This is a genomic window from Streptosporangium sp. NPDC023963 (assembly GCF_040639135.1).
Taxonomy (GTDB): domain Bacteria; phylum Actinomycetota; class Actinomycetes; order Streptosporangiales; family Streptosporangiaceae; genus Streptosporangium.
On the sequence record NZ_JBEZZK010000004.1, the window covers coordinates 485950 to 510596 of the forward strand.

The window sequence follows — 24647 nt, forward strand, 5'->3', positions numbered from 1 at the left end:
TCTGACCTCCCTTTCGGCTACAGCGCGATCAGCACGGCGCGGATGAAAGATTGGATTCTGTTATAGGTGGCGCCGCCCAACCCGAAGCCCAGCCCGATCACAAGGTCGATGTTCTGGGTGCCGCCCGGCGGAATGATGGTGTTGCCCACCACCTTGGTCGTCTGGGTGTGCACGTTGCTCACCGTCGCCGAACCGCGATTTTCAAACCGATACGTCTCATCGCCGTACATGAACATTCCGGCGCGACCACCTGCGGGAATGATGAAGTCGACGTCGAGTTCGGTCATCGTGATGGCCAGCGCGGGCCGACACGCGTCCGGGTTGGTCACCGACAGCGACCGCGTCTCGATCGTCGCCCCACCGGTCGCGGTCGTCGCCGGGACGGCCACGTTCGCGTAGGTCTGGTTGGCGCTGGTGGTGAAGTACTCCGCTTTGCCGCGCGGCTCCGAACGCAACGCGCCGGTGCTGTCGCAGTAGACGGCGCCGGCGTTCGCGTCGACCGGGCACGCGTACGGCCAGGCCGAGACCTTCGCCGCGAGCGGCGACGCGGCCGTGCCCGCCCCCTGCAGCCCGCAGGCGCCCACCGTCAGCAGCACCTGCAACCCGGTCGCGGTGCACGCCAAGAGGTTGCCGACGGCCGGGTTGAGGGTGGGCGTCGCCGTCAGCGGCTGCGGCACCGTGCCCAGGCCGCCCAGGTTGATGCAGGGGGTGTCCTGCACGGCGACCGTGGTCAGACCCCCGCCGCCGCCTCCGCCGCCAGCCGCGTACAGGCCGCCGTCGCCGCCGAACACCATGGCGTTGCCCGCATCGCCGGAGATCCTCGCGCGGATCTGGTTGCCGGCGTCGTTGTAGACCAGGCCGGGGCCGAGGGCTGCGCCCACGCAGTCCTGGATCGCCTCGCAGTCCGTCGTCCCCGTCGCGGACACGACGTAAGGGTTGGCCGTGCTGCCGTTGCCGGTCACGGTGACACCCGCGCCGGGAGAGATCAGGCAGGAACAGCTGGAGGCACACCCGCACCGGGCTATCGTGACCACCCCGCACATATCCGCAGGTAGGCCCGGCCCTCACGCCAGCAGCATCACGGCCAGCGTACCGGGACGTCCGCGTGCTCTCCTGAACCGCTGCCCTCGGACCGGGCAGGCGTCTTCACTTCCCCCGCCGCCGGCCGCCTTGGAGGTCCCCAGCGGTGCGGGCGTGGCGCGAGGACAGTTCCTCGCGTCCTTTACCTGATCCCAGCATTCCGGGACGGGTCGGCGTCCTACCATCGGCGCGTGAACCTCTCCCCTATCAGCTGGGCCGCTCTGGCACTGGCCAGCATGTTGAGCACCGCCGGCCTGGCCCTGTTCCTGCTGCGGCCGCGCCGCACCCACGACGCGGGCGTGTCGACGTCACCGAACTGGTGGATGCCGCCGGTCTCGCAGGGTGGCCTCGACGAGGGGACGGCCACCGAGCAGGAAGCACACCTGCGGTGATCCCGCTGATCGTGATGTTCGCCGCCCTGATCAACGGCTTCGGGGAGCTCGTCTTCGGCGACGGGCTCAAGCCAGCGCTACCGGATCTCCTGATCGCGGCGCTCGCCTTCCGATGCGTGCAGTTGGAGGCGCAGCGCGACACGGCGCGGACCACGCCGGTGGCGATCGGCCCGCAGCAGGAGCAGCTGCCCTAGATCAGGGTTCCCGTTCTTCGACGTCGTGCTGGGCGTCCCAGCCCGTTTCGGCCATGACGTACAGCTGAGGATCGTCGCACACGGCGACCTGCAGGAGCCGGCCAACCCGCTCGAAGTTGGCCTTCATCTCCGGATCGAGAGCCGGGTGACGCTGCAGCAGCTGCAAGCCCCCATCGCCATGTAGGCGTCGCGGCGGTCCACGGAGACGTCCGCGGGAGGCATCGTGGCCCACCGCCGGTAAGCGTCGACGAGCATGGCTACGCCGTCGGCCTCGTTAGTCGGGCGATCACGGAAGTCGGTCACAGCGTCACGCTACGCCGCGTCTGCGTCGAACAGGGTCAGAACTTCCATATGGTCCGGCGGAGGGGCGGCGCCGACCAGGCGCAGACAGCGCCGGCAGTCGACAGGGTCGTGGGTGACGTGCAGGCGGCTCACGTCCCAGCCGGCGATTCCGGTGTTGCAGGCCAGAGCGGGAAGGTCCTCGCCGCGGTGGTCACGGCTCGTGGTGGGGTGATGCACCCTTCGGCAGCCATCAACGCGTAGACCGTGTGTATCCACAGGTCAACCCTACCAAGATCGCTATTTGTGATGGCTTGATTACGTCTGCGGAGCGACAACTCCCCCTGGTACGGCGGCTCAGCGTCGCCGGGAACAGTTCGACGACACCAGCCGAACCACAACATAAGAAAAAAACGTCCAATGCTTCGCGCGCACAAGGACAACGCGAGGCATGCTTGTACATAGGCAAACAAATTATCAAAGAACGCCCTTCTCGATCGAATGTCCGAAGTAGTAGACCGAGAAGCGAGGCAAACACGTTAATCCATGTCCCCGAGAGCCAGAGACAACCCTGAAGAGCTGACATCGGAGTTGAATCTGGGCATGCAGATACGACACATACAGCTGCGACAAGAAAGGGAACAGGGTGACCGATCATCTGACGGGCATTCCGTTCGTGATGTAGATACCGAATGGCTGGCCTCTGGAGCTCGCTCCAGGCGGCAGCCCCTTGGGGAGTCTTTCCACTCGCCCTCCTCCTGATCGTTGTCTTCTTCGGAGCACGTGCGGTCAACACGCAGGCGCTGAACAACGACGTGGAACGGTTCGAGTTCAAGATCCTCATTCTTGGTATCTCCATCCGCTGGAGCAAAAAAGCGCAGGTCGACGTTGAGGAGGAGCCGCCCGCACAGGGCGTAGAACCCCCCGCGTCCCCGGGAGAAATCCCACCGCCACCGGCCCCTCGGAATAACAGGGGGGGTGGTTGCGGCACAACATAAAAGCAGGTCACAGGCGCCTTTTCGCAGAGGTGTCTGTGACCTGCTTGTTTCATCTTCGACGCCACTGAAGAAAGCCCGATCGCAGGCGGGGCGGCGCGTTACGGCAGGGCGACGATGGTGACGGTGCCCGTTATGGCGTGCCGGGCGGTCAACCGCCCGGAGGCGTCGACCTCGAGAACGAACGCGTCCGGGGCCACGCCCACGACCACGCTGGTGCGGTGCTCCAGGACGCGTAGCCGGTCGTCCAGGTCGCGCAGGACCTGGGCGGGTGTGCGTGGCCGCGTCTGCACTCTCGCCATGGTGTCTCCTTCGTCTATACGGCGGCGGTCGCTGCGGTGTCGACGCCGAGCGGCGCCAGCGTGATGCCGACCTTCTCGCCGTCGGCCTCGGTGTAGGTCACGCGGACGCGCAGCAGCCGCAGGTCGGCGGCGATCGTACGGCACGTGGCCGTGGAGGTGACCGGCACGACGACGCCCGGGATCAGGTCGCCGATGCCGACCGGCGCCTCGGGCGCCAGCTGCGCGTCGTCGGGCACCTCGACGAAGACGGGCGCCGGTTCACCGGCGCCGACCAGGGCGTTCGCTTCGGCTCGGGCGGAGGCGACGTCCTGGATCTCCTCCTCGGAGGCGAGGTACTCCAGCAGCCCGCACGCGCCGACACCGCCTGAGTCGGCCATGACGCCCTTGCCGATGACGGTCGCGTGGGTGATCGCCGAAAGGCCGTCCTCGATCACGTTGAGGGGGCCGGCGAAGTGCTCGTCGGTCAGGCCGGGAAGCCGACCCAGCGGCCCCTCCCCGGTCAGGATGATGCGCCGGCCCAGCACGGTGAAGTCGACGCCGGTTCTCGCGAGTTCGCGCAGGTGGTCCAGAACGTAGCCAGAGTTGGCCGCGTACTTGCGTTCCCCGACGATTCCGGAGGCCGACACCCACAGGTAGGCGAGCACGTTCGGGTCGTCGGGGCCGAAGCCGTGTTCGACGAGCAGCCGGGCGATGACGGCGAGGTCGGCCTTGTTGGTGCCGGTGTAGTCGAGCAGGGCGCGGATCTTGCGGCGGAACAGCCACTGGGTGACGTCGCGGGCGCTCAGCACGGTGTCCTCGCCGCGGTGGGTGATGCGCGTGACCGGTCCTTCCCAGACCCGTTGCTGGTCCCGGTAGAAGATCAGCGAGTTGCACCAGGTGCGGGTCTTGCCGAGCAGCGCGCAGCACTCCGCCCCCTGGTAGGGGACGGTGACCGACGCGTCGGAGGTGTCGTCGAGGATGCGGGACCAGTCGAGCGCGGACGGTTCGACGGAACCGTACTCGCGGCCGCCGGTGCGGTCGGCGATCGCGACCGTGTACGTCTCGGGGCAGCCGAGCGAGCCCATGCCTCACACCTCTCTTACGACGGTGCGCAGCGTGACGGTCGCGTCGGCGGCGATCGTCGTGGAGTCGGCGCTGACGCACACCAGGTAGGGGATGCCGCATTCCAGCGTCGGCCAGCTCAAGGGGCGGCCCTGCGGCCCGGACACGATGTCCTCGGCGGGGGTGTCGGCCCGGCCCGGGCACTGCACGAGCACGGTGCGGCGGGTCGAGTCCAAGGTGAGCTTGGCCGAGGCGGGCAGGTAGGAGATGTTGATTTCGCTGCACCAGGCGCAGGGGTCCAGGTCGGCGAAGGCGGCGCCGAACGGGTTGGGGTAGAACCGGATGCGGATGCCGCGCAGGAGGGCGGACCCGGAGTAGATCTCCACCAGCGGCACCAGGTCGGCCCAGATCGGTGCCGCGCCTTGCGGCACCGCGATGCACAGCTGGCGTCTGGTGAACGGCTCGCACAGGCACGGGTTGGCGGGCAGGGGCAGGTCGGGCAGGGTCGGCGGCGGGCAGTTCGGATCCAGCGGGCACGGCTGCGGCTGCTGGGCGGCGCATTCGCCGGCCTCGTCCAGGCATCCGGGGCCGGTCGACCATTGGACGCATTCGTCGTCGGGCGTTTCCGGCGGCCAGGCGACGGCTTCGGCCACGGTCACCGCGGGGCGTAGCACGTGCGGGCGTCCGGCCGTGAGCTCGAAGGTGACCTCGCGCAGCTCCCCCGGGCAGCAGCCGCAGCCAGTGATGCTGCGGAGCTTCTTCACCTTGCTGGTGAGGGCGACGTCGCGCAGCGTCCGGAACACGCCTTGGGCGCACGTCGGCCCCGTGCAGGGGCCGGGGCAGCATTCCCCGGGTGCGAGCGGCTGGGTGGGGCAACATGTCATGAACTCCAGGTCGTCGCCGCCGCAGGAGGCGGGGCCGCACGCCAGGGCGCCTTGCAGGACGCTGGAGAGCCACCGGTGGCCGTAGTCGACCGCGCAGGAGGTGCGGCCGATCAGCATGCCGGTCACGGTGATCGTGCGGGCGCCCAGCCGTCGGCGGCCGATCACCGCGCCGTCGCCGAGCCGGTTGGTCACCGCCCGGGAGACCGGCGCCGACTCCATGTCCTCGATGTCGGTGCACAGGAAGCCCGCGAAGTCCGTTGAGGAGGGTTCCGCCGGGTCGTACCAGGGGGCGTCGTCGACGTCGGGCAGCGTATACGGCTCGTCTCCCAGCGCGGCGGGCAGGCCCTCGCAGCCGCAGTCGCGGACGCTGGCGTGCTTGGGGGCGAGGCCGGCCTGGCTGTAGGCGTACACCCGGGCGCTGTTGGCCAGCTCGACGCCGGAAAAGCAGAGCCAGTCGGTGGATGCCATGAGAGGTGTCCCTTCTCCTATCGCAATGCCTCGGTGAGCTGGCGTTCCTGCTCGGCCCAGATGTCGGGGGCGGTGGCCATGACCTGGGTGTAGGTGTTGTTGAACGTCACGTCGCGCACCGAGGAGCCGCCCTGCGCGCGGGCCGCGGTCTGCCCGGCGGCGGCGGTGTCGCGGGCGGGCCGGAACGGGGCGGTGCGGGCGGAGGGGACGGGGGCGACCATCTGGCGGGCGGCCCGCTCGATCTGCGGCGCCACGTCCTGTAGGCCGAGCAGGTAGCCGCGGCCGGTGTCGCGGCCGTCGGCGCGTAGCCGCCTCGACGGGCTTTTGATCTTCAGTTCTTTGCGGATGGTCGTCGACACGCTCTTGGCGATCGCCGTCATCAGCGCGGTGATCTCTTTCTGCTGCGATTTCAGGCCCGCGAGGAAACCCCGGCCGGCGTTGACTCCGGAGTCGAACAGGAAGTCAGCGCTTTCTTGACCGAGGAATCTGCTGTCGGCGTTGATGCGCCTCTGCAGGCCGTTGATCTCCCGCAGGGTAGTGGTCGACGCGCGGGCGAGGCTGGCGGCGAGCTGCCCGGACTGGTCGGGGCCGCCGGTGACGAGCTGCTCGATCAGCGACTTGTCGGCGCCGCGCCGCTGCAGCCGCGCGATGTCGTCCTGAAACGTGTTGATCGCTTTCAAGCGGCTGCGGAGGCCCGCCGCGATGGTCTGGGGGGTGGTCCGCTCCTCCTCGGTGAGGGTCGACAGCGCGGCCGAGGAGCGGGCCCGCTCGGTGACATCGGCCGCGGTCTGGGTCGCCTTCTCCACCGTGGCCGCCAGCCGGTCCCGTTCGGCCGCGAGCTTGCCCAGCGCCGCGTTCAGCGTGGTCAGCCGGGCGACCAGCAGGTTATCGATCCGGGTGTCGGTCTTCTTCAGGGCGGCGCTGATCTGCCGTTGCAGGTCGCGCAGCTGGCGGGAGATCTCCTCAGGGCTGGCGGAGACCAGGTTGCGGACGAAGTCGGCGCCCACCGACCGGTTGATGTCGGCGAGCTTCTCCTTCACCGCCTTGCTGACCTTGCCGAGTTCGGCGTCGATCGCGCGCTGCGAGCGGGCCAGGCCGCGCGCCAGGTCGGTGCCGAGCAGCGCCCCCAGATCGATCACCGGGTTGCGTCCGCGGGCCAGGCCGCCGGTCGCGAACCGGGGCAGGCTGTCGCCGACCTTGCCGCCGGTGGCGAACTTGTTGCTGTTGATCGCCCGCAGCAGGGCCTCGTAGCGTTTGGTCGCCTTGGCGTTGACGACGAACTCGCCGGTCGACAGGCGAGCGATGATCGAGTCGCTGGTGCCGGTGCCCGGGCCGCGGAGCTTGCCGCCAGCGGCGAAGCCCGGCGGGAACACGCGAGGCTTCAGCTCCTCGGCCATGCCGCCCGTCGCCCCCGCCGTGGCGGTGGTCTTGCCGATCCGCAGTATCACGTCGACGACCCTGCCGCTGGTATCGCGGATGAACGACTGGACAGCCGTCTGCGCGGGAGCGGTGTTGGCCCGGATGGTGACGCTCCTGGACTTCAGGCCCCGGATGCTGTTGGCCAGGTCGTCGACCTTCGGCGCGGCGGTGCTGGAGGAGTTACCGGCGGTCTGCGCCTGGGTGGCCAGGTTGGCGACATGCCCCGCCGCCCCCTGGGCTCGCTTGTCCAGCACGCCCGCCTGCCGGGCCGCCTCCCCCAGGCCGATCTTCGCCTCGCCGGCTGTACCGCCGAGACCACCTATCGCGTTACGCGCGTTTTGGGCAGCGGTTCTCGCCCCGGACAGCGCTCCGGCCAGTTCGTTGATGAGTGTCCGGCTTTCCCGACTCTTGCCGGCCAGCCCGGTCAGGGTAGGCAGCTGGTTGCGGAACGCCGCACTGGTCTTGTCGACGGACTGGTTCGCGGCGAACTCGGCGTTGGCCTGATCCCGCAACGTGGTGATCAGGTTCTGCAGGGCGGTGCGTCGCGCCTGCGAAGTGGTGTTGCCTTGGGCCAGCACCGTGTTGGCGGCCGCGAAGGCGTCACGGACCCGGGTCGTCGCCGTGTACAGCGCCAAGCTCGGGTTGATCGTCAGATCAAACGCCGACTGCAACGCTTTGACCCGGTCGGTCAGGTTCAGGGCTTCGTTGGCGGTGTTCGCGAACGCCGTCTGGATCGCGAGCGTCGGGTTCTGCGCCGCCTGCACCGCGGCCTGGTAGGCGGCGAACTTCCCGGCGGCCGCCGCCGTCAGGGTGCCGCTTCGGGTGACGCCTTGGGACAGGTCGACGCCGACCGCGTCCGCCAAGGCGATCGCCTGCCCCGTGGTGATGCCGTAGGCGGCGGCGACGGCGCGGGCTCCGGCGTCGATGTTGGTCAGCGCCGCCCGGTTCTGCTCCATCGCCTGCGCGGCGGCGACGTTCACGCTGGACAGGCCACGCTGGGCCAGCGCCGCCTGGGCCAGGGCGACCGTGTTGGCGTTCAGGTCGCGGTTCACCCCTTGCAGCGCCCGGCCGATCGCGGCCTCGGTCGGGGCGAGCTCACCGGCCAGCACCCTGTTGGCGTTCCGGTAGCCGTCGACGTTGTTGCGCACCGCCAGGTTGCTGGCCTGGATCGCGTCGACCAGCTCCTCGCCACGCGTCTTCGCCGTCGCCAGGGAGATCGCGAAGATGCCGAGCGCGGCGGCGCCGGCGAGGTAGATGTTCGGCCCGGCCGCCGCGGCGGCGGTGAGCACCTTGGAGGCCAGCGAGGCGCCCTTCGTCTCCCGCGAGTACGCCTTGACCTTTCCCACCCCGGTGGTGAAGAGACTGCCGAGGGCGGTGATCGGGCCGCGCAGCGCGACCGTCGTCACCAGCAGCTGCACCAGCTCCGGCGACAGCTCGGAGACGGCGGTCACCAGCTGCAGCGTCCCGGCGACCACACCGCCCAGGACGGGGGCGAGCGGGGCGAGGGCCTGCAGCAGCGCCGCGGCCGCCGCCCCGCCGTCTTGCACGATCGACACGATGCCGCTGATCGCGCCGGGAGCCGAGCGCTCCAGGAAGGAGAAGAACTCCTGCGCGCGGTCCGAATCGAAGCCGTCGCCGAGGGTGGCCACCGCGTCGGCCAGCTCGGTCGCGGTGGCGCGGGCCAGCGGCACCAGCTCGGGCAGCAGCTCCCGCGTCTCGGCCAAGGCGGCGTTGTAGACGCGCAGCGTGTCCGGGGCGAGCGACGCCGACAACGCCTTGTACTCGTCGACCAGGGCGGACGTCGACACCGCGGCGATCTTCTGGTCGTCGGTGAGGGACGCCCACTCGTCGGCCATCTCCGTCTGCGCCTTGATCACCTTCGTGATCGTCGGGACCGCGAACAGGCCGAACGCGCCCGCCCCGGCGCCGGCGGCGGCGAACGCGGGCGCCAGCCCGGCGGCGGCCGCGATGGTCGAGATGATCGCCTGCCGGGTGAAGGTCAGGCCGCGCACCGCCCGCGCCGACGCCGGCGGCAGCCCCGCCAGGTCACGCAGCAGCCCTTGCAGGCCGCCTCGGGTTCGTCCTCCTTCGCCGATGTTCGCGAGCGCCTCACGCACTTTCGTCGCGGCGGGCACCAGCTTGCGGTTGAGCGTGTCGGCCGCGTCGTCGCTGGACTTCTTCGCCTCGACGCCGACCCTCGCGGCGGCCTTCGCGGTCTTGTCGAGCTCAGCGGCGGCGATCTTCGCACCGCGCTGCACGCCCTGAACGGCCGTTTCAGCGGTTCGTGCTGAGCGTTGCGTTTCGGTGCCGATCCCGGCGGCGGACTTCTCGACCCGGGTCAGCTCCTTGGCCGCGACCGCAGCCGCCGCCTTGACGCGCCGCTCCAGACCTTCGCGGAGTTCCTCCGACAGACCCTCGAAGTTGAGGACCAGCTCCACCTCGGCGCGCGAGAGCGGCTGACCTGCGGCCATGGGCGGGCACCCCTACCGGACGGCAATGGTGTCCGGCCCTCAGCACAGCGACAGCCCTAGGCTACGGGGACCGGGCTTCGCCCTCCCGCATCGCCTTGCGACCGGTAGGCGTCCATGAACGCCCGTCCTTGCTCCTGCGGCGACCAGGCCGCCGCCGCCTGCCGTCTCGACATCCCCGCCGGAGGGCGGGTCAGCTGCATGTCCAGGCGGCGCCGCCCCTGCTCGTCGGCGCCGTCGACCAGCCACCCGTACACGAGGTTGCACACGCGGGCCGGGTTGGGCAGCATCGCCGCCAGCTCTACGCCGCGCAGCGACAGCCGCCCGTCCAGTTCCCCCCAGGAGGCGGCCAACGTCGCGTACAGCCGCTGGGCGACCCACCACTTGCGGCCGGTCGCCTGCTGCACCAGCCGCTCGACCACCGCCCGCACCTCCTGGCGGGTCAGCGGATCGTCGTCGTCGTCGAGCCGGTCCGACAGCCGTTCGGCGTCCAGCGGGTGCAGCAGCCCGTACAGGACGAACATGTGCCACCGCTCGGCCGGCAGGTACTCCAGCAGCACCTGCCACGCCCCGGACAGCTCGTAGACCTCGTCGTCGAGGACGAACGACGCCGGCGGCCCGAGGACCGCCGACCGCCACTGCTCCACCGGCTACTCGCGCGGCGCGGACGCCGAGCGGGCGGCACGTGCCCGCGCCGGGCGCGGCACCGCCGCCTTCCCGGCGGTTTCCTTCGCCTGCAACTTCCGAATGATCTTCGGGATGAGGTCGAACAGGTCGCTACGCTCGAAGTCGTCGCTGTCGTCGCGGGCCCGGCCCATCAGCCTGCGCAGCGACTCGGGCGTGACGACGGTCTGCAGGAAGTCCCAGCCCTGCCACAACACGTCCGCGCCGGTCGCCCGCCGGGCCGCGGTCTCCTCCAACGCCATCAGCGCGTCCTCCCACTTACGCGGCTTGATCAAGTAGTAGGTCTGTCCGTCGAGCTGAAAACCGACGGTCCGCTCCACCGTCGACTCCGTCGACAGGTGCGGCTTGGGCGGGGTGGTGAACACCAGGTCAGGGTCAACGACGACCCCTTCATCGTTCTCGCCGCTCATTTGGGCGTCGTCCTTCACAGCCACTTCGCTCATCGTTCCCCCTGAACGCCTCGATCCCCTGACGCCCTCATCATCGCGTGCGCGGCGACCTGCTCGAACGCCGAAGCGTGAGGGTGCCACTACATTAGGCAACATTCGAACTGGCCGGAAATCAGGCGGATATAAGCGGAAACCGCTTGAGTTGATCCGCAGAGTCTGTGAGCCATGCTTTGCGATGAGGATCTCGACGGCGAGGTAGGTGACGACGAAACTTTCTAACTAGCGCAAACAGTTAGGAATTTCTTACCAGGCTCCACGCCATCAGAGATCATTTTTCGAAACTTTGACTGCGGCCGAAAGACAGTCAAGGTCAAAATACGGCCCCGTTATGCCTCATTGTTCCGGTCACGATGGTGACGCCGTACCTTTGGATGCGCCCACCCATGGAGGTGGAAAGGGAGGCCTGTGATCGGTAGTGCTGGAGTCAGCGACACAGCGCCCCCGGCTCGGGTCGGGGGCGCTGTGTGCTGTCAGGCTTGGTCGTGCAGCTGGGTGCGGGTGGCTTCGGCTTGTTCGGTGATGGTGGCCAGGACGGGGTCGGGGACGTGCTTGTCGCGGAAGACCTCGACGAGCTGGTCCAAGACGGCGTCGGCTTCCTTGATGTCGCCGCCGCGGGCATGGGCGCGGGCCAGGCGGCGCATGGTGGCGTTGAGGGTGATGTTGTCGACGCCCGCGTCGGTGCTGGGGTCGAGGGTGGTGGCCACGACTTCGCTGAGCTGGGCGATGCTGGTGTCGGTGTCGGCGGGCCGTACGCCGATGCCGTCCTCGGTGAGGGTGAGGAAGTGGCGTCCGGCGTTGGTGCCCTTGGCCGTCAGCGCGTACACCGCCAGCGGGTGGTCGGGGTAGGTGGCGATGAGCTCGTCCAGGGCGGCGTTGCCCTCGGCCAGCTGCGGGGCGTCCGATCCCAACAGGGCCAGCAATGTGCCCTGCTGGGAGCCTCTCAGCAGGTCACCGGCCTTCTGGTCGGTCTCGTCGGTCGGCGCCTGGATGTCGATGGTGAGTTCGGGGGAGGTGACGGTGGAGTGGTCGGGGGCCCGGTACAGGGCGCGCAGCCGATAGGTGCCGGGCTCGGGGAAGGTCAGGCCGCCCGCGCCGTAGCCGATGTAGGCGCTGTCGTAGAGGGCGGGGGTGTCGGCGTTCAGGGTGAGGGTCTGGTCGAGACTGCCGCAGGAGCGGGCGAGGGGCCGGAACGGGCGGATCGCTCCGGCCGGGTCGGTGACCAGGATGGTCAGGCTGTCGCGGCGGGGGCTGAGGGTGGGGAAGGCCTCGGCCTGGGAGGTGCTGCCGTCCAGCGACAGTTTGATCTCGGCCACGACCGGCTCGCCGTGGGAAAAGGCGCTGCGTCCCGACAGCTCTAGCCGCAATCCCGACCCACTCGCCGGCGGCAGGGCGAACTCCTTCAGGAACGGGCGATCAGCGGCGTTCGTCCCCATCCTATGGCCACCTGGGACGACGTCGTAGTAGAAGCCGTGGCGCAGGTGGCGCCGCTCGTTGTCGGTGAACTGGTAGGTGAAGTCCCTCCAGAAGGCCTCCTCGCCTTCTTCCCCGTCGGGGGCCTGGTAGGCGTCGACGTAGTTCATCCACGACAGGTCGCCGTAACCGTCGCGCGGCCCGAGCGGCTGCGGGGGGATGGCCGCGTTCTTGTCGAAGCTGTGCTTGAGGTTGAGGGCGTGACCGATCTCGTGGACGTAGGTGCGGATCTCCATGCGCGTCCCGGCATATCCCTGGTCTCGGATCTCGTCGCTGAACATGGCCACCCCCTGCCGCTGGGAGTCGTCCTCGTCGTCGTGGTCGAACATGGTGCCCCGGACGCCCTCTTCCACGTAGCGGGTGGCGACGAGGCTCCACAGCTTCCACTGCTCGGTGTTCGCGTGGCCGCTGAAGTTGCTGACCATCGCGGCGTGCAGTTCGGCGTCCGACCACTTCAGGTCCGGGCCCGTCTCATCGACGGCGACCTCGTTGACGGCGCCGGAGGTGCGCACCTCGATCCCGGCATCGGCGTAGGCCGACTGAACGGTGACGATCTTCTTGGCCAGGCCAGGCGGGCGAGGATGAGTGGTGGTGGCGTACTGGCCGGCCGGCGTGGTGCCCGCCATGACGTCGACCTCCCAGTCGATGGTCCGCAGGAACCGGGAGGCATACGAGCAGGTGTAGGTGATGGCGTTCGTTTTGTCTTCGGCGCTGCGGGTGAGGGTGGCCACGGCGCCGGGGGCGAGTTTGTCCACCCGCACCGAGATCAGCGGCGCGCTGGTGCCGGAAGCGAACTTCGCGACGCCGGTGATGGTGGCGGGCAGCGTGAGGGGCTCATCACCCTCCAGGACGAAGGAGTTGCGGTAGTCGCCGTCGGTGAAGAAGTCCCCCGACACCACCGGCAGCTCGCCCTCCAGATCGACGCGCAGCTCGACCCGTGTCCCGCCGGTAGTGCCGGAGAAACGCCCGGCGGCCGGCAAGCGGGGCTTTTGGAAGTCGGCGGGCAGGGCGGCCAGTCCGGGCAGGACCTCCGCCCAGGTGCCCACGGCTATGGGGCCCTGGCCCCAGTCGAGGTCCATCACCTTGTCGCCCTTGATGAACAGGGTCCGATACCCCCCGCCGGGGAAGCACATGATGGCGTGATCGAAGTCGCCGCTCATGTCCTTGGGCAGCTTCTTCCACCCGGCGCCCTCCATCCCCGACAGCGGGCCCTGATAGCCCACGCCCTGGCCCCACATGATGACCGCGCACTGATCGCCCTTGATCAGCAGGGTGCGGCGTGTGTCGTAGAGGGCGGGCATTTGCACGGCGATGTCGAGGTCGCTGCGGAACGCGGCCGGGATGTAAGACCCCAGGCCCGGGTAGCTGGTGATCGGCCCCTGGTAGAGGACTTTTTTGTTCGAGTCCTGCTCCAGGCACTGGTCGCCGGCCAGGAAGAGCGTGGAGAGGGAGCTAAGACGTATGAGGCCGTCGCTGCAGCTGGCGAACGGCTCGGGCAGCGTGGCGAACGCCCCGTCGAACGCTTGTGCCAGCGGCTTGCGCCACTGCAGAGCCTTCGTGTCGACCAGCGCGGCCTCATCCCCGCGCAGGCACCACAAATTCCACGGGTGGTTCAGCGTCGTCGTGACGGCCGCGGAAAATCCTGTGGTCCTACTGCGCAAAAACCCCATCGCACGCCTCCCGGCCGGGCCCTGCGGGCCCACGCCGATGACGCTAAGCAATGGCGTCGATACACACAATGACTACAACAAGTCAGGTCAGACCGAAACAAACCGAACGAAGTTCTCATTTAATTACGGACTGCTCCATACCCATCCGCTATCCACCCGGCCAAGATCAAACAGCCTGTGCAGCAGACCTCGACTAATGCGAAGCCGCAGGTCCAAGCCCAAAAAAGTAGCCGGACCGGCGAGCCACGCCGGCAGCCAAAGGGCGCCTCACCCCCTCTGCGTCACTTCTGCCCCATGCGTCACGCGCAAGACCGTCATAAACGCCACCACCACATGGCCTCATCTGGTCACTGTCTCCGCCGACCGCCACGAGGCTGACGCCACTCGAACTCGGCCCGCCCCTGATACGCCGTGGCGCCTCGCCCCGTTCGGCATGCACAACGCAACCGGCCAGCCTTTAGCCGGCCCACGGGCCCCTGCTACGACCAGATAGACCGCTTCTCACCAAAGCCCGAAGGTTTTCAGCCTGGGAGGTTATGGGCCATATTCGCCCCATTTTCGGCGAACACTATGGCGACCCCTACGTGGGCGCCAGGTCTGCCACTGGGTACGGGCAGGCGAGCGTGAACGCCCGCCGCAGCCACCGGTCGCCCTTGATGCCCTTCACCGACGCGGCGAACACTGTGACGTTGGAGCCCTTCGGCGTGAACACCAGCACTTTCGCCCGCTTGGGCACGATGGGTTTGCCGGTCGGCCCGTAGATGCCCGTGCCGACGTCCAGCCAGTAGGCGTACGGGGCCAGCGACCCGGCGCGGCCCACCACATGGTTGGCCAGCCCCAGCGCGTTGCTGTAGATCGTGTCGCGGGCCAGGCCGGTATCGACGCGGATGGTGCGCCGGCCGAGGTTCGCCGTCTCCCGCATGATCTCGCCGACGTGCTGGACGACCGGCCCGTCCGGGGAGCGCAGAAACCGGTTCAGCGCCGCCTGGTTGTTGCGGACCCGCACCCGGTACGTCGCCACCACACCCCCTTGTTCTGGGCGGGTCAGGCCGCCTCGTCGTAGTCGGGCTCGCGGACCTTCACCGTCAGCTCGATGTCGGGCGGCTGACGCAGCGCCTCCAGTTCGGCGTCCGGGTCGGCGACCAGCCGGAGGTCGTTCACGGCTTGCGCGCCCTGCCCCGCACCGTCAGCGGCTCCTCGGCCGTCGGCCCCGGGCCGCCGTCGGAGGAGCCGGTCTCCTCCCCCGGCGAGGAGGGGTCCGCCAGCAGTGTCAGCTTCCCCGACGCGATCACCTTGCGGATGAACGGCGAGTCCGCGACGTCGTACTGCTGGCCGTCGTACATGCCCAGCACCGGCGCGTTCGCTTTCACGGTCAAGCCCATGACCAGCAGCAAAGCAGAAGGCCGCCCTCGTTTCCACCGAGGGCGGCCTTGAGTGGCCGAACGTGTTGCGCTCTCAAGCGGGTTCGGTGTTGTGCCAGGCCAGCAACCGGGCGACGAGATCACCCGCGCCGAGTGCGGCCGCCATGCCCGGGGCGTCGACCACGACCACGTCGTCACTCAACGCCGTCCACACCTTCGCCGCGGCCGGGCCGGGCACGTCGGGGCGCAGCACCGCCGCGGGGAAGTACAAGCCGCCTGACCCGACCGCTTGAGCGGCGGACAGCGCCTGGTCCTCAACGGGCGAGTAAGGGCGGCCGTTACGCACCAGCAGCGTCAGCGGACGCACCGGGACGTCTTCGGGCACAGACCCGCTGACGCCTGCTGCCCCGCCGGTGAACGAACGCGCCGTCTCACCGGGGTAGCCCCATGGCCAGCCCTTCACCTCATCTTCTTCGTAGGCGCGCACCCACAGGGCGCCGTCCAGGGCGATGACCAGGTCACCTTCCTGCCAGCTCTCCCCCGCTTTTCCTCTTCCCGTCATACCGGGCATGCTAGACACCGCCTCCGACAGTCCACGGTCCGTCGGGGTGCCGGGTGGCGCCGTACCCGTTGCGGGTGCAGCGCGGGCAGATCGCCGACCACTCGCCGAGCGAACCCGGCACCGGCAGCGCGTCAGGGCGGCCCTTCACCCGCCGCCACTCGTGCCCACCGAACGGCCGCCCGCACACCGGACACGGCTCCCAGAACATCCCGTACCGCGCCGCGACCCGTTCGTGCACGCCCCGCCACACGTACGGCAGCCAGGACGCCCAGTGCCGCCGCTTGCGCGACACACCCCTCGGCCGGGTGCGGGGCCGTCGTGAAGAGGCGCTGAGCGGGGCCGCGACGTCCCGGACGTAGTCGTCCAGGAAGACGGTGAGAACGTCAGCCGCATGAGCGACGTTGACCTCTCCGCCCTCTGCCGCGACCTCGGTGAACACCAGCTGGTCCGCTGGGTGAACCACCTCGCTGGCCAGCTGCGCGAGGACCTGAACCCGTTCGGCCGCGACCTGCTTGTGCACCCCGAGCGTGTCCAGGGCGGCGACGGCGGCCAGCCAGCCGTCGACGTCCTCGGGCAGATGCACCCGCACGGTGTGGTCGCCGACCCTCACCGTCGTCATGGTGGTCGTGTCCGTCATGGCGTCCCTCCCAAAGGGTCGTACTTCGCGTCATTGAGGATGAAGTTCTGCCGGTCAGTCGCCCTCGCCGGTGCGAGCTGCTCGCGCAGGTGGCGCGCCCGCTCCCCCAGCGAGGCAGCCTCGCCGGCCGGGCCGCACGCCACGACACGTCCCATCGCCTCGTCGACCACGTCACGAGCCGCGCCGACCACCCGCACATACCTCGACCACCATTGCCGCCGTTCCTGGTAGGCGCGCGGCAGTTCGGCCTGCAGCTCGGGCGGCAGCCGAGCCCAGTCCTGCGGGCACATCACCCAGTGCGCAGGGATCAGACGGCCGCAGTAGCGGGCGACGCACACGTGCTGCTCGACGTCACCCATGTCCGCCCCCGCGGTTTTGCTGCTGCCACTCTTCGGCCGCGGGCTGCTGGCACGGCGGGCAATACCGTTGCTGGTCACGCTCCGTCTTCTCGTAGGGCCGGTCACTCCGGCTGGCGCAGCGGGCGCACGTACGGGCCAGGATCCAGGCGGCCTGGCGGGCCGGCGGCAGCGGCGGCAGCTCTTGGGAGTCGGCCACGGCGAACAGCGGCGCGTACCCCTTTTGCATCATGTACGACGCGATCGGCGGCTGCCCCGTCGCGGGGCGGCGCCGCAGCCGCCGCAACATCGTCTTGGTGGCCAGCTGCGTGGTGGGCAGATCACCGTACCGGTAGATGAGCAGGCCGTTGGGGCAGTGGATCAGGCGCCGCGACTGGCGGCGCCGCTCCTGCAGGCTCACCCTTGGTGTGATGCGCCACCGTGCCGGGTCGAGCTCCAGCAGCGGGGCGTCGCCGTCGTCCGGGTGCAGCCGCAGCAGGCCTGCGGCGGTAGCGGGCAGCATCACCCCCTTCACCACCTGCCCGGCGAGGACGCTGGTCGCGGTCACCTGCCAGCCGACCAGATTCGGTGTGTCGTCCACGCCGAGCAGCAGGAGCGGCTCGGCGTGGCTGGAGTTGAGCATCGTGTGGTTCTCCTCAGCATCAGCGATAGGCAGGATCGGCGGCCGAGCCCCAACCCCGTAGGGGCTCGGCCGCAGATCGGCTGGTGGCACCCGTACGGCCTGTCAGGCAGGGGCGGCGGTGATGACCGCCTCATCCCAGGGGGCCTGGTCGGCGCGGACGAGCTGCACCGCCTCGACGCGCCAGCCGGTCAACAAGACGATGTCGAGGACGTCGGATCCGGCCTCGCGCAGCCGCCGGGTGTGGGCGTCGCCCAGGTGCACGGCGACGTGCCGGGCGGAGACGAGACGGGCGGCGGCGTCGCGTCCGGCGTCGGTGGCGGCGTCGAGGCGGCCGCGGGCACGCATCAGGTGCTGGTCGTCGATCCACACCTCGTCGGCCACGCCGATCGGTTCGCCGTTGTCGTCGCGAAGTTCGGCGGGCAGGCCGTCCGGGCGGTTGGACGTCGCGTGCACGATGCACACCTGGTCGCGGCCGACGAGGTTGCATCGGGCGATCGTGCCCTCCCACGGCACCGGCTCGGCGATCAGCATGAGGGGTCGCCGGAGCCGGCGGCGTCAGCGTGCTGAACGGCGAGAAGACCATCGACGCGGGCCTGCAGGGGGGCGGTGATGCGCCTCAGGTTGCGCATCGCGCGGCGCATGGCTTCCACGTCCTCGGCGGCGTCCTCGTAGTCGGCGTGGTTCAGATCGTGGAGGGCTCCGGTGGAGCGGCGCAGCAGGTCGTTGAGGCAACGGTCGATCTCGTCGAGCTTCTCGTCGGCGGCGGCCTGCGCGCCGATCAGGTCTGCGACGGTTTCCCTCTGGTCGACCAGGCGCTGCCTGTAGGCGGGGTCGGGGCGGTTGTGCAGGTCGGTCACAGGCACGGGGGTCTCTCTTTCACGAGTCACAGGAGCAAGGGGGCGCCGCCAGGCGACGCTGAGCCAGCGGTTCGAGACGCCAGAAAGGTGAGGTCAGGGCGCCAAGAAGGTGTTCAGCTCACCTAGGACGCGGGTGAGGGCGACGCGGTCGTCAGCGGTGGCGCGGCCGGTCGTGCGGATCTCCGAGATGCGAAGCACAGCTTCGTCGACCCCGGCGCAGACGTCCGTCAGCGTGGTCCCTGCCGCCCGGTCGGCGGTGAGGCAGGCGTTCACCGTGGCGATGACGTGGGCGCTGGTCAGCATGTCGCGTGCTGTGCTGATGCTGGCCAGCCTGGCGTCACCGGCGCTGGTCTTCTCGATCGCGGCCTGGGCGAGCTGCAGGGCGGGCACCATCGCGGCCCGCGCCTGCTCGCATGCGGTCGAGGAAGGCTCGGCTGTCAGCCGGGCGGCCTCGGTCGCAGGCCCAGGTGATCCGAAGGACGAGGAAGCGGCCAGGAGCGCCAGAACAATGAAGGTCAGGGCGCCGATGCGGGCAGGCTTCATGCTGATGCCACCTCTTCCCATCACGACTGGTGTCCTTCCATGTCGTGACCGAGGACTTCACGGACGTAGCGGAATACCAGGCGTTGGTCGTCGCGCCGCCGCTCGTAGTCCCCCGTGCTGCCGCCCCCGGCGATGAGGGCTTCCCCCGCCTCGATCAGGCGGGTGGAAGCGATGGCGACCACGCCAAAAGCCTCCACGCCGCACAGGGTCCGAGTGGTGTCCCAGGCGGCGGCGGTGGCTTTGGCCGCGCGAACATTCGCCGCTGCTTGAACGGCGGCTTCCTCCGCTTCGCGGATCTTCACCTCGAAGTACCCGGCGATGACCCGCTCCGCGGCCTGCTGCTCGTCGTCGGTCAGCGGCACCAGGCCGCTTCCGCCGCTCATCAGCGCCCCCCGGTCGGCACGGTGTTCCCGGCGGGCAGGAGGGCGGCGTGCAGGCGGGCGACGGCGACGGCGGTCAGCTGTCCGGCCCGGTGCAACGCGTCGATCTCGGTACGGACGACGGCGTCCAGGGTGACGCTCCGCTCGAAGCGACGCCATCCGGCCTGGATCTCCTCAGGCCTGATACCGGCCCTCACCTGGCGGGCCTGGCTGGCGAGGAACTCCGCCCCGTTCAGCGCGCGCACCGGATCGCACGAGCTGCGAAACAGGAAGCCCAGCAGGTCGCCGACGGCTTGTGCTTCTCCCATGGTGAGCGCCATCAGTGGCCACCGCCTGTCACCAGGGGGGCGTACACCTGCAAGTCTCGCCGCCAGGACAAAGCCAGCGCGTCACGAAGCCACGGGTCGGTGGTTCTCAGCAGGATCTGTGCCTCTTCCGCGGCGCGGGCCTGCCGCTGCGGCCGGAACGGCGCCGTCTCGTCGAGCTGGTGGCTGGCCCACATGCAGTACAGGGCGCGAGCGACCGGCATCAGCTGCAGCAGCACCTCTTGCGCGTTGGCGCCTTCGCCGAGGAGCTGTTCGGTGCGGTCCTGCACCTCCTGGCTCCGGCCGCGTTTGCAGGAGCAGCACCCCTGGGCGGGGACGCCCGACAGGGCCCAGGTGAGGAGCTGGGTGACGCCGGCCCGGTTCCGCGCGTGTGAGTCGCGGCCTTCGTCGACCGCGTCAGCGGCGGCCTCGAACATGCAGGTCAGCTTCTCCAGCCGCTCAGCGGTGAGGTCCAGGCGCGGGATGATGACCTCGTCGATGACGCCGGTGTCGCCGCAGCGGCCGCAGTCGGGGGCGGCCACGGCGGGGAGGGCGGGAGGCGTTCGACGGGGCGGGCTGTGGGTGCCCTGCTGGGAGGCCGGGCAGGTCGGGGTCTCCCCCGCCGTGCCGGACCGGCCCGGGCCGAGGAGTTCGTTCTGGTGATCAGGGAGCACGAGTTCTCCTTGCGGACATGCGAAGGGCGCCCCAAGCGGGCGCCCTTGCGGTGACGGGTCGTGGCTGTCGGACAGGCCCCACCTCGAGTGCCGGTGGCGGCCTGGGGGGCGGGCAGTGGCTTGGCCGGCGGCAGCCGGACGTCGAGGTCCGTGGGGCCGACGTCGAGCCGTGCGGGCATGCGAGCCTCCCCCGTGAGCCGTCCAACCCTCTGCAATTCATACACTACAGATGTGTGGGTACGGTTGCAAGTGTTTCACTACACGTTGCGGGAGGAGCGTCTTTTCGTGGAATTCCCCGCCACCCGGGAGGGACGCGGCAGGTGACGCAGCTGTGCCCGCACCTGGGCGCCGGACCCTCTCCCCATCCGCAGGTGGGCGGAGACCTCGGGCCTGCATGTCGGGCAGGGGCGGACGAAGTCGCTGCCGTCGGATCCCGGCAGAGTGATCCAGCCGTACTCGCATCCGACATGGAGGCACTCGCAGGTCGTGAACGGGCAGGGGATCGTCATGGCGTTCACACCTCCCAGGAGGAGACAATGATGATTGTCATCCGTCATGTGGAGGATACGCGGCGTGACTGACGGAAACACCTGCATAAGTGCGGTCGTACGGCGAGCCGGTCACCTACGGGACACAATCGGTTGCTATGAGCCACGACGTGTTCGACGTGCGGGCGCTGCTGCCCGACGTCGACGACTTTCCCCCGGCCCTCTACGTGTCCCCCGAGGTCGGCGATCCGGCGGCCGACCTGCTGCCGCTGCTGGCCTTCCTCGGACTGCCGCCGGTCGCGCTCTCCGTCGATGAAGGCCTCGCCTCCATGCCACTGCACCCGGCGCGAGGCGAGCAGTGGCGGATCAGCATCGGCCCCGGCGGCGAGGTGGAGGTGCGCTGCCCCGACCCCGATGGCGGCGACCTGTCGTTCGTCACCGGGATCACGATCACCGACCCGGCGCCCTGGTGCGACGAGGCCATCAGGCAAAAACGGGCGTTGATGTTCGTCGGTCCTCCGTTGCCGTGGACACGCGGACGGACCGGACTGTCACAGGTGCTGAGCATGCTCGGCAGGCGGTCGGCGTGCGCCGGCGTCATCCCGGCCCACCGCGCCAGAGCCGGCGGCCGCTAGAACGCGAACGCCACCTGCAGCGCCCGGACCCGCTGCCCGTACAGGGCGGTGGCCACGGTCAGCTGGGCGACGGCGGCGTCCGACACGGGGGCGAGCATCACCCGGGCCGGGCCGGTCGGCAGCGACAGCGCCACCGCGCCGCCGAAGGTCATGGCGGGGGTGAGCGCGGCGGCGAGGACGTTCAGCGTCACGTGCGCCAGCCCCTCCGCGGCGCCGAGGGCGGCCAGCTCGGGCAGGTTCCGCTCGGTGAGGCCGACCGTGTAGCACAGGTCCGGCATGCCGCCTTCGCCGAGCACGGCCTGGACGGCGTGCCCGTGCTCGGCGATGATCTGCCGCACCTGGTCGAGGAAGACTTCACGCATGCTCTGCTGCACGCGGGCCAGGATACGAGGAAGGGCCTCCGCCATGGTGACGGAGGCCCTTCGCGTTTGATGATTCGCCTACCCCCACTGGACTGCAGGAGCCCACCAGGAAAGGCCGGGAGAAGCGTGGTTTCCGCAGGTCATATCGTTCATGACTCTTCCTTTCATGGAGGGTTTTGATGTGCAATTCATACACTACAGGTGTGGGGTGTCGGTAGTCGATTGTTCCCATGTCTCATTTACATAAAGAATCATGAGTCTGTTTGTTATGCGTAAGATCCGCCGCGCCTGCGGTTTCTGCTTTCGCGGGCGTGGCCCTAGGCCGGGCAGCAGTCGTAGGCCGACACCGTCACCGACATCTGGCCGCCGACGCATCCGCCTTCCGGGCCGAGCGGCCGCCACCCACCGACGATGAACCTGCGCGCCGACTGGCGTGCCGCCTCGCTGGTGCGAAAGCAGCAGTTCGCGGCGCGGCGCATCGCGGCCGCGTCGTCCATGACGACCTCGGCGTCGCGGGTCAGCCGGGCGGCGCTCGGAAACCGCCCCCGGTTGTCGATCTTCGCGGCGCAGCGGTAGGCGCCCATCTCCAGCTCAACCGCCCACAGGTTCAGCGGGCACTTCTCCATCTGGGCGAGCCGCTGCGGCCACGTCGCGGTCGTCGGCCAGATCTCCGCCACCCGCACCCACGCCTGCCCGTTGCCGTCGCCGCAGTCGCAGCACAGGTCCGCCGCGACGTTCGCACCGGCCAGGAGGCTGCACCGGCAGGCCGCGCCCGCCGTGCTCTCCTCCAGGGCGGCGCAGAAGCAGCCGAGCAGCTCGGCGGCGAGGTCGAACGCGACCTGGTCGAGGTTCACGGCCACGAGGTCCTCCGCAGCTTCGGCCGGTCAGGCGACAGCACCCGGGAGCGCTGCCGCAGCCCGTACGGGTTGACCGACGCGATCCACTGATCCACTTCGGGGATGCCCGTCCTGCCCTCGTCGAGGAACGTCATCGGGTCGACGAAACCGACCGTCACCCCTTGGCGGGTGATCGTGGTGACGCGCTCGGGAAGGCGGCAGCAGTCATCCCCGCGGCAGGCGTTCAGCAGCTCGCACGCGTACGTCGAGTAGGCGTGCATCGCCGCCTCGTCCAACGGCAGGCCGCGCGTGTAGGTGACGGCGAACGCGCCGCCGTCGACGTCGTCGACCGGCGCGGTCAGGTCCGCGCATTCGGGCCAGCATCCGCCGTCGACGCGGACGAGCTCGCGATGGTTGTCGATGCGGTACGCCTCCGGCGGCAACTGGACGCCGTCGACGAGGACGCGGACGATCGTCTGCGCGGGGCCGTCCAGGTCGACCTTGCACACGTGACAGCAGGAGCAGGCGCCGGAGCAGACGCGGCAGTTCACCCAGCCGTCCGAGGTCAGCAGCGGGTAGAACGGCGGCCCCACGCCGACGTCGAGCGGCCCCCCGCCGCCGCAGGTCTTCCCGCAGGGGCGGACGGTGAGCTCGCACACCCCGTACCGGCCGCCGGTCAGCGGCGACAGGATCTGCGCAGCGATCTTCCCGAGGCGGGCTTTCAACGCCGGGTCGGCGCTCTCCCAGCCTGGGCAGCACGTCGGATCCGCGTCAGGGGCCGGCCAGCACGGGCTGTGATCGGTCAGGCTCACCGGCCACCCCATCCTTTCCGATCACGCGGGTTCGGTGGAGGCCCCACCGAAACCGCGGGCTCCTTCCCGCGAGGGCCGCGGGAAGGAGCCCAGCTCGAACACCTGCCCCAGGCTGTTACGCGGCCAGCGGCTGGCAGCCGCACACCGCCGCCGGCGGCGGCACGGTCGTCAGGTGCAGGTCCAGGTGGTCCTTGGGGCCGATCGGCGTCAGCAGCGGGCCGGGAACCGGCGGGTTGGCCGCGCTCGTCGGATCCACGTCGTGAGGCCCGACCCCCCACCCGGAGCCCTTTTCGCTGCGGCCCGTCAGGGTGAACGTCGTCTCACCGTTCTGGATCTCAAAATCACCGATGATCATGTTTTTGAGCCAGGGGATGAGGAAGTAGCCGTAGCTCGGCAGGCCCGACGCGCCGCAGGTCTCCCCCGGCACCTCCGACCAGATTTCCAAGCCGACACCTCCCGCGCAGAGGATGTCTTCGCCGATGCGGTTACCGACCGACTTGCCCTCCCAGTCCAGCACCGTCTGATACCCCGACAGCAAGGAGAACAGGTCCGGGTCGACGCCACACAGGGTGATCTCGAAGTTCACCCATTTCAGCTGCGGGCAGTCCTTCGAGCTGATGCAGATGCGGCCCGCCGCGTTCTTGACCTCGATCTCGTCGCCCTCGGCGATCTCCGGCGAGTATGAGGCGGTGATCAGACCGTCGGTCGTCACGACGGAACACGGGCCGACGACGGGAATGCCGCACGCGTCCACCTTCGTGGCGCGGACCATCAGCCCGTGAATCGACTTCCAACATGTCGCCGGCAACGGACGCACCTCCTGACGGAGTTCTGCGCCCGGCCCACGACCAGCGGCTATCCAGTGAAGGCCAGCGTATCCGCACGAGACGCCGGTTCCGCAGATCGGCCCATGCGGCATGTCCGGGCTCGCGCTCGCTAAGATCTGCGCGCGGCGGCTGGGAGCATGGCCGGGTCGACGGCGGGTGGGGGCTGACCACGTCAGGGTGCGCCGGGGCCGACCGACTACCCCGGCCCCTCAGCGCCCTCCACGCAGGAACGCCCCCGCTTCACCAGGGGTGAGCGGAGGCGTTCCTGCCCCGGAGCCCGCAGGCGGACCTCAGCGGCTACGACGGTTGAGCGTGGAACCCGGACAGGCGCCGCGCGCTCTTCTCGGGAATTCCCGCGGTGCGCAGCGCCTCGTAGGCTTCCTGCGCCAGCTCAGCGTCCGCCGCCTCCAGGCCGGCGACATGATCGGCGACACCAGCCTCCCAGGAGGCACGCGCCTCCTTAAACTCCTTCTCGGTGATCTCCACCGCTCCGTCGGGCAGCCCTCCAGCATCCGCGTGAGAATCAGCGATCTCACCAACGCTGCCGCTTGGCGTGCGGAAATACCGCGTGTGCTCATCTTTGCGCTTTTTCATC

31 protein-coding genes are annotated in these 24647 nt (G+C 69.5%); 3 read left to right on the top strand and 28 right to left on the bottom strand.

Annotated features, from left to right (window positions below; genetic code table 11):
- Positions 1 to 17 precede the first annotated feature (17 nt).
- Positions 18 to 962: a hypothetical protein gene (locus AB0F88_RS16685; protein ID WP_362683770.1), complete on the bottom strand. Its 945-nt coding sequence runs from the start codon at positions 960 to 962 to the stop codon at positions 18 to 20.
- Positions 963 to 1271: 309 nt separating this feature from the next.
- Between AB0F88_RS16685 and AB0F88_RS16690 the strand changes: the two genes are divergently transcribed.
- Positions 1272 to 1472: a hypothetical protein gene (locus AB0F88_RS16690; RefSeq protein WP_362683773.1), complete on the top strand. Its 201-nt coding sequence runs from the start codon at positions 1272 to 1274 to the stop codon at positions 1470 to 1472.
- Complete coding sequence (locus AB0F88_RS16695) at positions 1469 to 1666, top strand: hypothetical protein (protein ID WP_362683776.1); 198 nt, start codon at positions 1469 to 1471, stop codon at positions 1664 to 1666. The genes AB0F88_RS16690 and AB0F88_RS16695 overlap by 4 nt, the downstream gene beginning before the upstream one ends.
- A 1-nt stretch (position 1667) precedes the next feature.
- Here the strand turns inward: AB0F88_RS16695 and AB0F88_RS16700 are convergent, their stop codons facing one another.
- From AB0F88_RS16700 to AB0F88_RS16805, 22 genes are all read right to left on the bottom strand, one after another.
- On the bottom strand, positions 1668 to 1832 hold the full coding sequence (locus AB0F88_RS16700) for a hypothetical protein (RefSeq protein WP_362683779.1): 165 nt from the start codon (positions 1830 to 1832) through the stop codon (positions 1668 to 1670).
- Positions 1833 to 1978: 146 nt separating this feature from the next.
- Complete coding sequence (locus AB0F88_RS16705) at positions 1979 to 2185, bottom strand: hypothetical protein (protein WP_362683782.1); 207 nt, start codon at positions 2183 to 2185, stop codon at positions 1979 to 1981.
- A gap of 856 nt (positions 2186 to 3041) precedes the next feature.
- Positions 3042 to 3242, bottom strand: a complete 201-nt coding sequence (locus AB0F88_RS16710; RefSeq protein WP_362683785.1) for a hypothetical protein — start codon at positions 3240 to 3242, stop codon at positions 3042 to 3044.
- A gap of 14 nt (positions 3243 to 3256) precedes the next feature.
- On the bottom strand, positions 3257 to 4306 hold the full coding sequence (locus tag AB0F88_RS16715) for a hypothetical protein (protein WP_362683788.1): 1050 nt from the start codon (positions 4304 to 4306) through the stop codon (positions 3257 to 3259).
- Positions 4307 to 4309: 3 nt separating this feature from the next.
- Entirely contained in the window at positions 4310 to 5635 is a 1326-nt protein-coding gene (locus tag AB0F88_RS16720) for a hypothetical protein (RefSeq protein ID WP_362683791.1), read from the bottom strand.
- Positions 5636 to 5652: 17 nt separating this feature from the next.
- Positions 5653 to 9525 carry a hypothetical protein gene (locus AB0F88_RS16725; RefSeq protein WP_362683794.1) on the bottom strand — a complete coding sequence of 1291 codons (3873 nt, stop codon included), beginning with the start codon at positions 9523 to 9525 and terminating at the stop codon, positions 5653 to 5655.
- A 56-nt stretch (positions 9526 to 9581) separates the two neighbouring features.
- Positions 9582 to 10169 (bottom strand): hypothetical protein, encoded by a 588-nt coding sequence (locus AB0F88_RS16730; protein WP_362683797.1) that lies wholly within the window; start codon positions 10167 to 10169, stop codon positions 9582 to 9584.
- Between the two features lie 3 nt (positions 10170 to 10172).
- On the bottom strand, positions 10173 to 10649 hold the full coding sequence (locus AB0F88_RS16735) for a hypothetical protein (protein ID WP_362683800.1): 477 nt from the start codon (positions 10647 to 10649) through the stop codon (positions 10173 to 10175).
- 476 nt (positions 10650 to 11125) lie between these two features.
- Positions 11126 to 13795: a hypothetical protein gene (locus AB0F88_RS16740; protein ID WP_362683803.1), complete on the bottom strand. Its 2670-nt coding sequence runs from the start codon at positions 13793 to 13795 to the stop codon at positions 11126 to 11128.
- A 580-nt stretch (positions 13796 to 14375) separates the two neighbouring features.
- A complete protein-coding gene (locus AB0F88_RS16745; protein WP_362683806.1) occupies positions 14376 to 14816 on the bottom strand; it encodes a hypothetical protein in 441 nt (146 codons plus the stop codon).
- A 136-nt stretch (positions 14817 to 14952) separates the two neighbouring features.
- Complete coding sequence (locus AB0F88_RS16750; protein ID WP_362683809.1) at positions 14953 to 15177, bottom strand: hypothetical protein; 225 nt, start codon at positions 15175 to 15177, stop codon at positions 14953 to 14955.
- Between the two features lie 73 nt (positions 15178 to 15250).
- Positions 15251 to 15718 carry a hypothetical protein gene (locus tag AB0F88_RS16755; RefSeq protein ID WP_362683812.1) on the bottom strand — a complete coding sequence of 156 codons (468 nt, stop codon included), beginning with the start codon at positions 15716 to 15718 and terminating at the stop codon, positions 15251 to 15253.
- A 10-nt stretch (positions 15719 to 15728) separates the two neighbouring features.
- Positions 15729 to 16355 (bottom strand): hypothetical protein, encoded by a 627-nt coding sequence (locus AB0F88_RS16760; protein WP_362683815.1) that lies wholly within the window; start codon positions 16353 to 16355, stop codon positions 15729 to 15731.
- Positions 16352 to 16714, bottom strand: a complete 363-nt coding sequence (locus AB0F88_RS16765) for a hypothetical protein (protein WP_362683818.1) — start codon at positions 16712 to 16714, stop codon at positions 16352 to 16354. Before AB0F88_RS16765 ends, AB0F88_RS16760 begins: the two co-directional genes overlap by 4 nt.
- Complete coding sequence (locus AB0F88_RS16770; protein ID WP_362683821.1) at positions 16707 to 17333, bottom strand: hypothetical protein; 627 nt, start codon at positions 17331 to 17333, stop codon at positions 16707 to 16709. The genes AB0F88_RS16765 and AB0F88_RS16770 overlap by 8 nt, the downstream gene beginning before the upstream one ends.
- A gap of 102 nt (positions 17334 to 17435) precedes the next feature.
- Positions 17436 to 17864, bottom strand: a complete 429-nt coding sequence (locus tag AB0F88_RS16775) for a hypothetical protein (protein ID WP_362683824.1) — start codon at positions 17862 to 17864, stop codon at positions 17436 to 17438.
- Positions 17858 to 18196 carry a hypothetical protein gene (locus tag AB0F88_RS16780; protein ID WP_362683827.1) on the bottom strand — a complete coding sequence of 113 codons (339 nt, stop codon included), beginning with the start codon at positions 18194 to 18196 and terminating at the stop codon, positions 17858 to 17860. The genes AB0F88_RS16775 and AB0F88_RS16780 overlap by 7 nt, the downstream gene beginning before the upstream one ends.
- 87 nt (positions 18197 to 18283) lie before the next feature.
- Positions 18284 to 18733 (bottom strand): hypothetical protein, encoded by a 450-nt coding sequence (locus tag AB0F88_RS16785; RefSeq protein WP_362683830.1) that lies wholly within the window; start codon positions 18731 to 18733, stop codon positions 18284 to 18286.
- 20 nt (positions 18734 to 18753) lie between these two features.
- A complete protein-coding gene (locus tag AB0F88_RS16790; protein WP_362683833.1) occupies positions 18754 to 19116 on the bottom strand; it encodes a hypothetical protein in 363 nt (120 codons plus the stop codon).
- Positions 19116 to 19421: a hypothetical protein gene (locus tag AB0F88_RS16795; RefSeq protein WP_362683836.1), complete on the bottom strand. Its 306-nt coding sequence runs from the start codon at positions 19419 to 19421 to the stop codon at positions 19116 to 19118. Before AB0F88_RS16795 ends, AB0F88_RS16790 begins: the two co-directional genes overlap by 1 nt.
- An 11-nt stretch (positions 19422 to 19432) precedes the next feature.
- On the bottom strand, positions 19433 to 20092 hold the full coding sequence (locus tag AB0F88_RS16800) for a hypothetical protein (RefSeq protein ID WP_362683839.1): 660 nt from the start codon (positions 20090 to 20092) through the stop codon (positions 19433 to 19435).
- A gap of 257 nt (positions 20093 to 20349) precedes the next feature.
- The gene (locus AB0F88_RS16805) at positions 20350 to 20601 is read right to left on the bottom strand and encodes a hypothetical protein (RefSeq protein WP_362683842.1); all 252 of its coding nucleotides are present in this window, start codon (positions 20599 to 20601) and stop codon (positions 20350 to 20352) included.
- A 137-nt stretch (positions 20602 to 20738) separates the two neighbouring features.
- On the opposite strand from AB0F88_RS16805, the gene AB0F88_RS16810 reads away from it, so the two are divergent.
- Positions 20739 to 21215: a hypothetical protein gene (locus tag AB0F88_RS16810; protein ID WP_362683845.1), complete on the top strand. Its 477-nt coding sequence runs from the start codon at positions 20739 to 20741 to the stop codon at positions 21213 to 21215.
- Here the strand turns inward: AB0F88_RS16810 and AB0F88_RS16815 are convergent.
- The 5 genes from AB0F88_RS16815 to AB0F88_RS16835 form a co-directional block, all read right to left on the bottom strand.
- Complete coding sequence (locus tag AB0F88_RS16815; RefSeq protein ID WP_362683848.1) at positions 21212 to 21589, bottom strand: DUF4262 domain-containing protein; 378 nt, start codon at positions 21587 to 21589, stop codon at positions 21212 to 21214. The two genes, AB0F88_RS16810 and AB0F88_RS16815, sit on opposite strands and share 4 nt — an antisense overlap.
- Positions 21590 to 21894: 305 nt before the next feature.
- Complete coding sequence (locus AB0F88_RS16820; RefSeq protein ID WP_362683851.1) at positions 21895 to 22437, bottom strand: hypothetical protein; 543 nt, start codon at positions 22435 to 22437, stop codon at positions 21895 to 21897.
- On the bottom strand, positions 22428 to 23225 hold the full coding sequence (locus AB0F88_RS16825) for a hypothetical protein (RefSeq protein WP_362683854.1): 798 nt from the start codon (positions 23223 to 23225) through the stop codon (positions 22428 to 22430). The genes AB0F88_RS16820 and AB0F88_RS16825 overlap by 10 nt, the downstream gene beginning before the upstream one ends.
- A 115-nt stretch (positions 23226 to 23340) precedes the next feature.
- Entirely contained in the window at positions 23341 to 23997 is a 657-nt protein-coding gene (locus AB0F88_RS16830) for a hypothetical protein (RefSeq protein WP_362683857.1), read from the bottom strand.
- Positions 23998 to 24349: 352 nt separating this feature from the next.
- The gene (locus AB0F88_RS16835; RefSeq protein WP_362683860.1) at positions 24350 to 24646 is read right to left on the bottom strand and encodes a hypothetical protein; all 297 of its coding nucleotides are present in this window, start codon (positions 24644 to 24646) and stop codon (positions 24350 to 24352) included.
- Position 24647 lies beyond the last annotated feature (1 nt).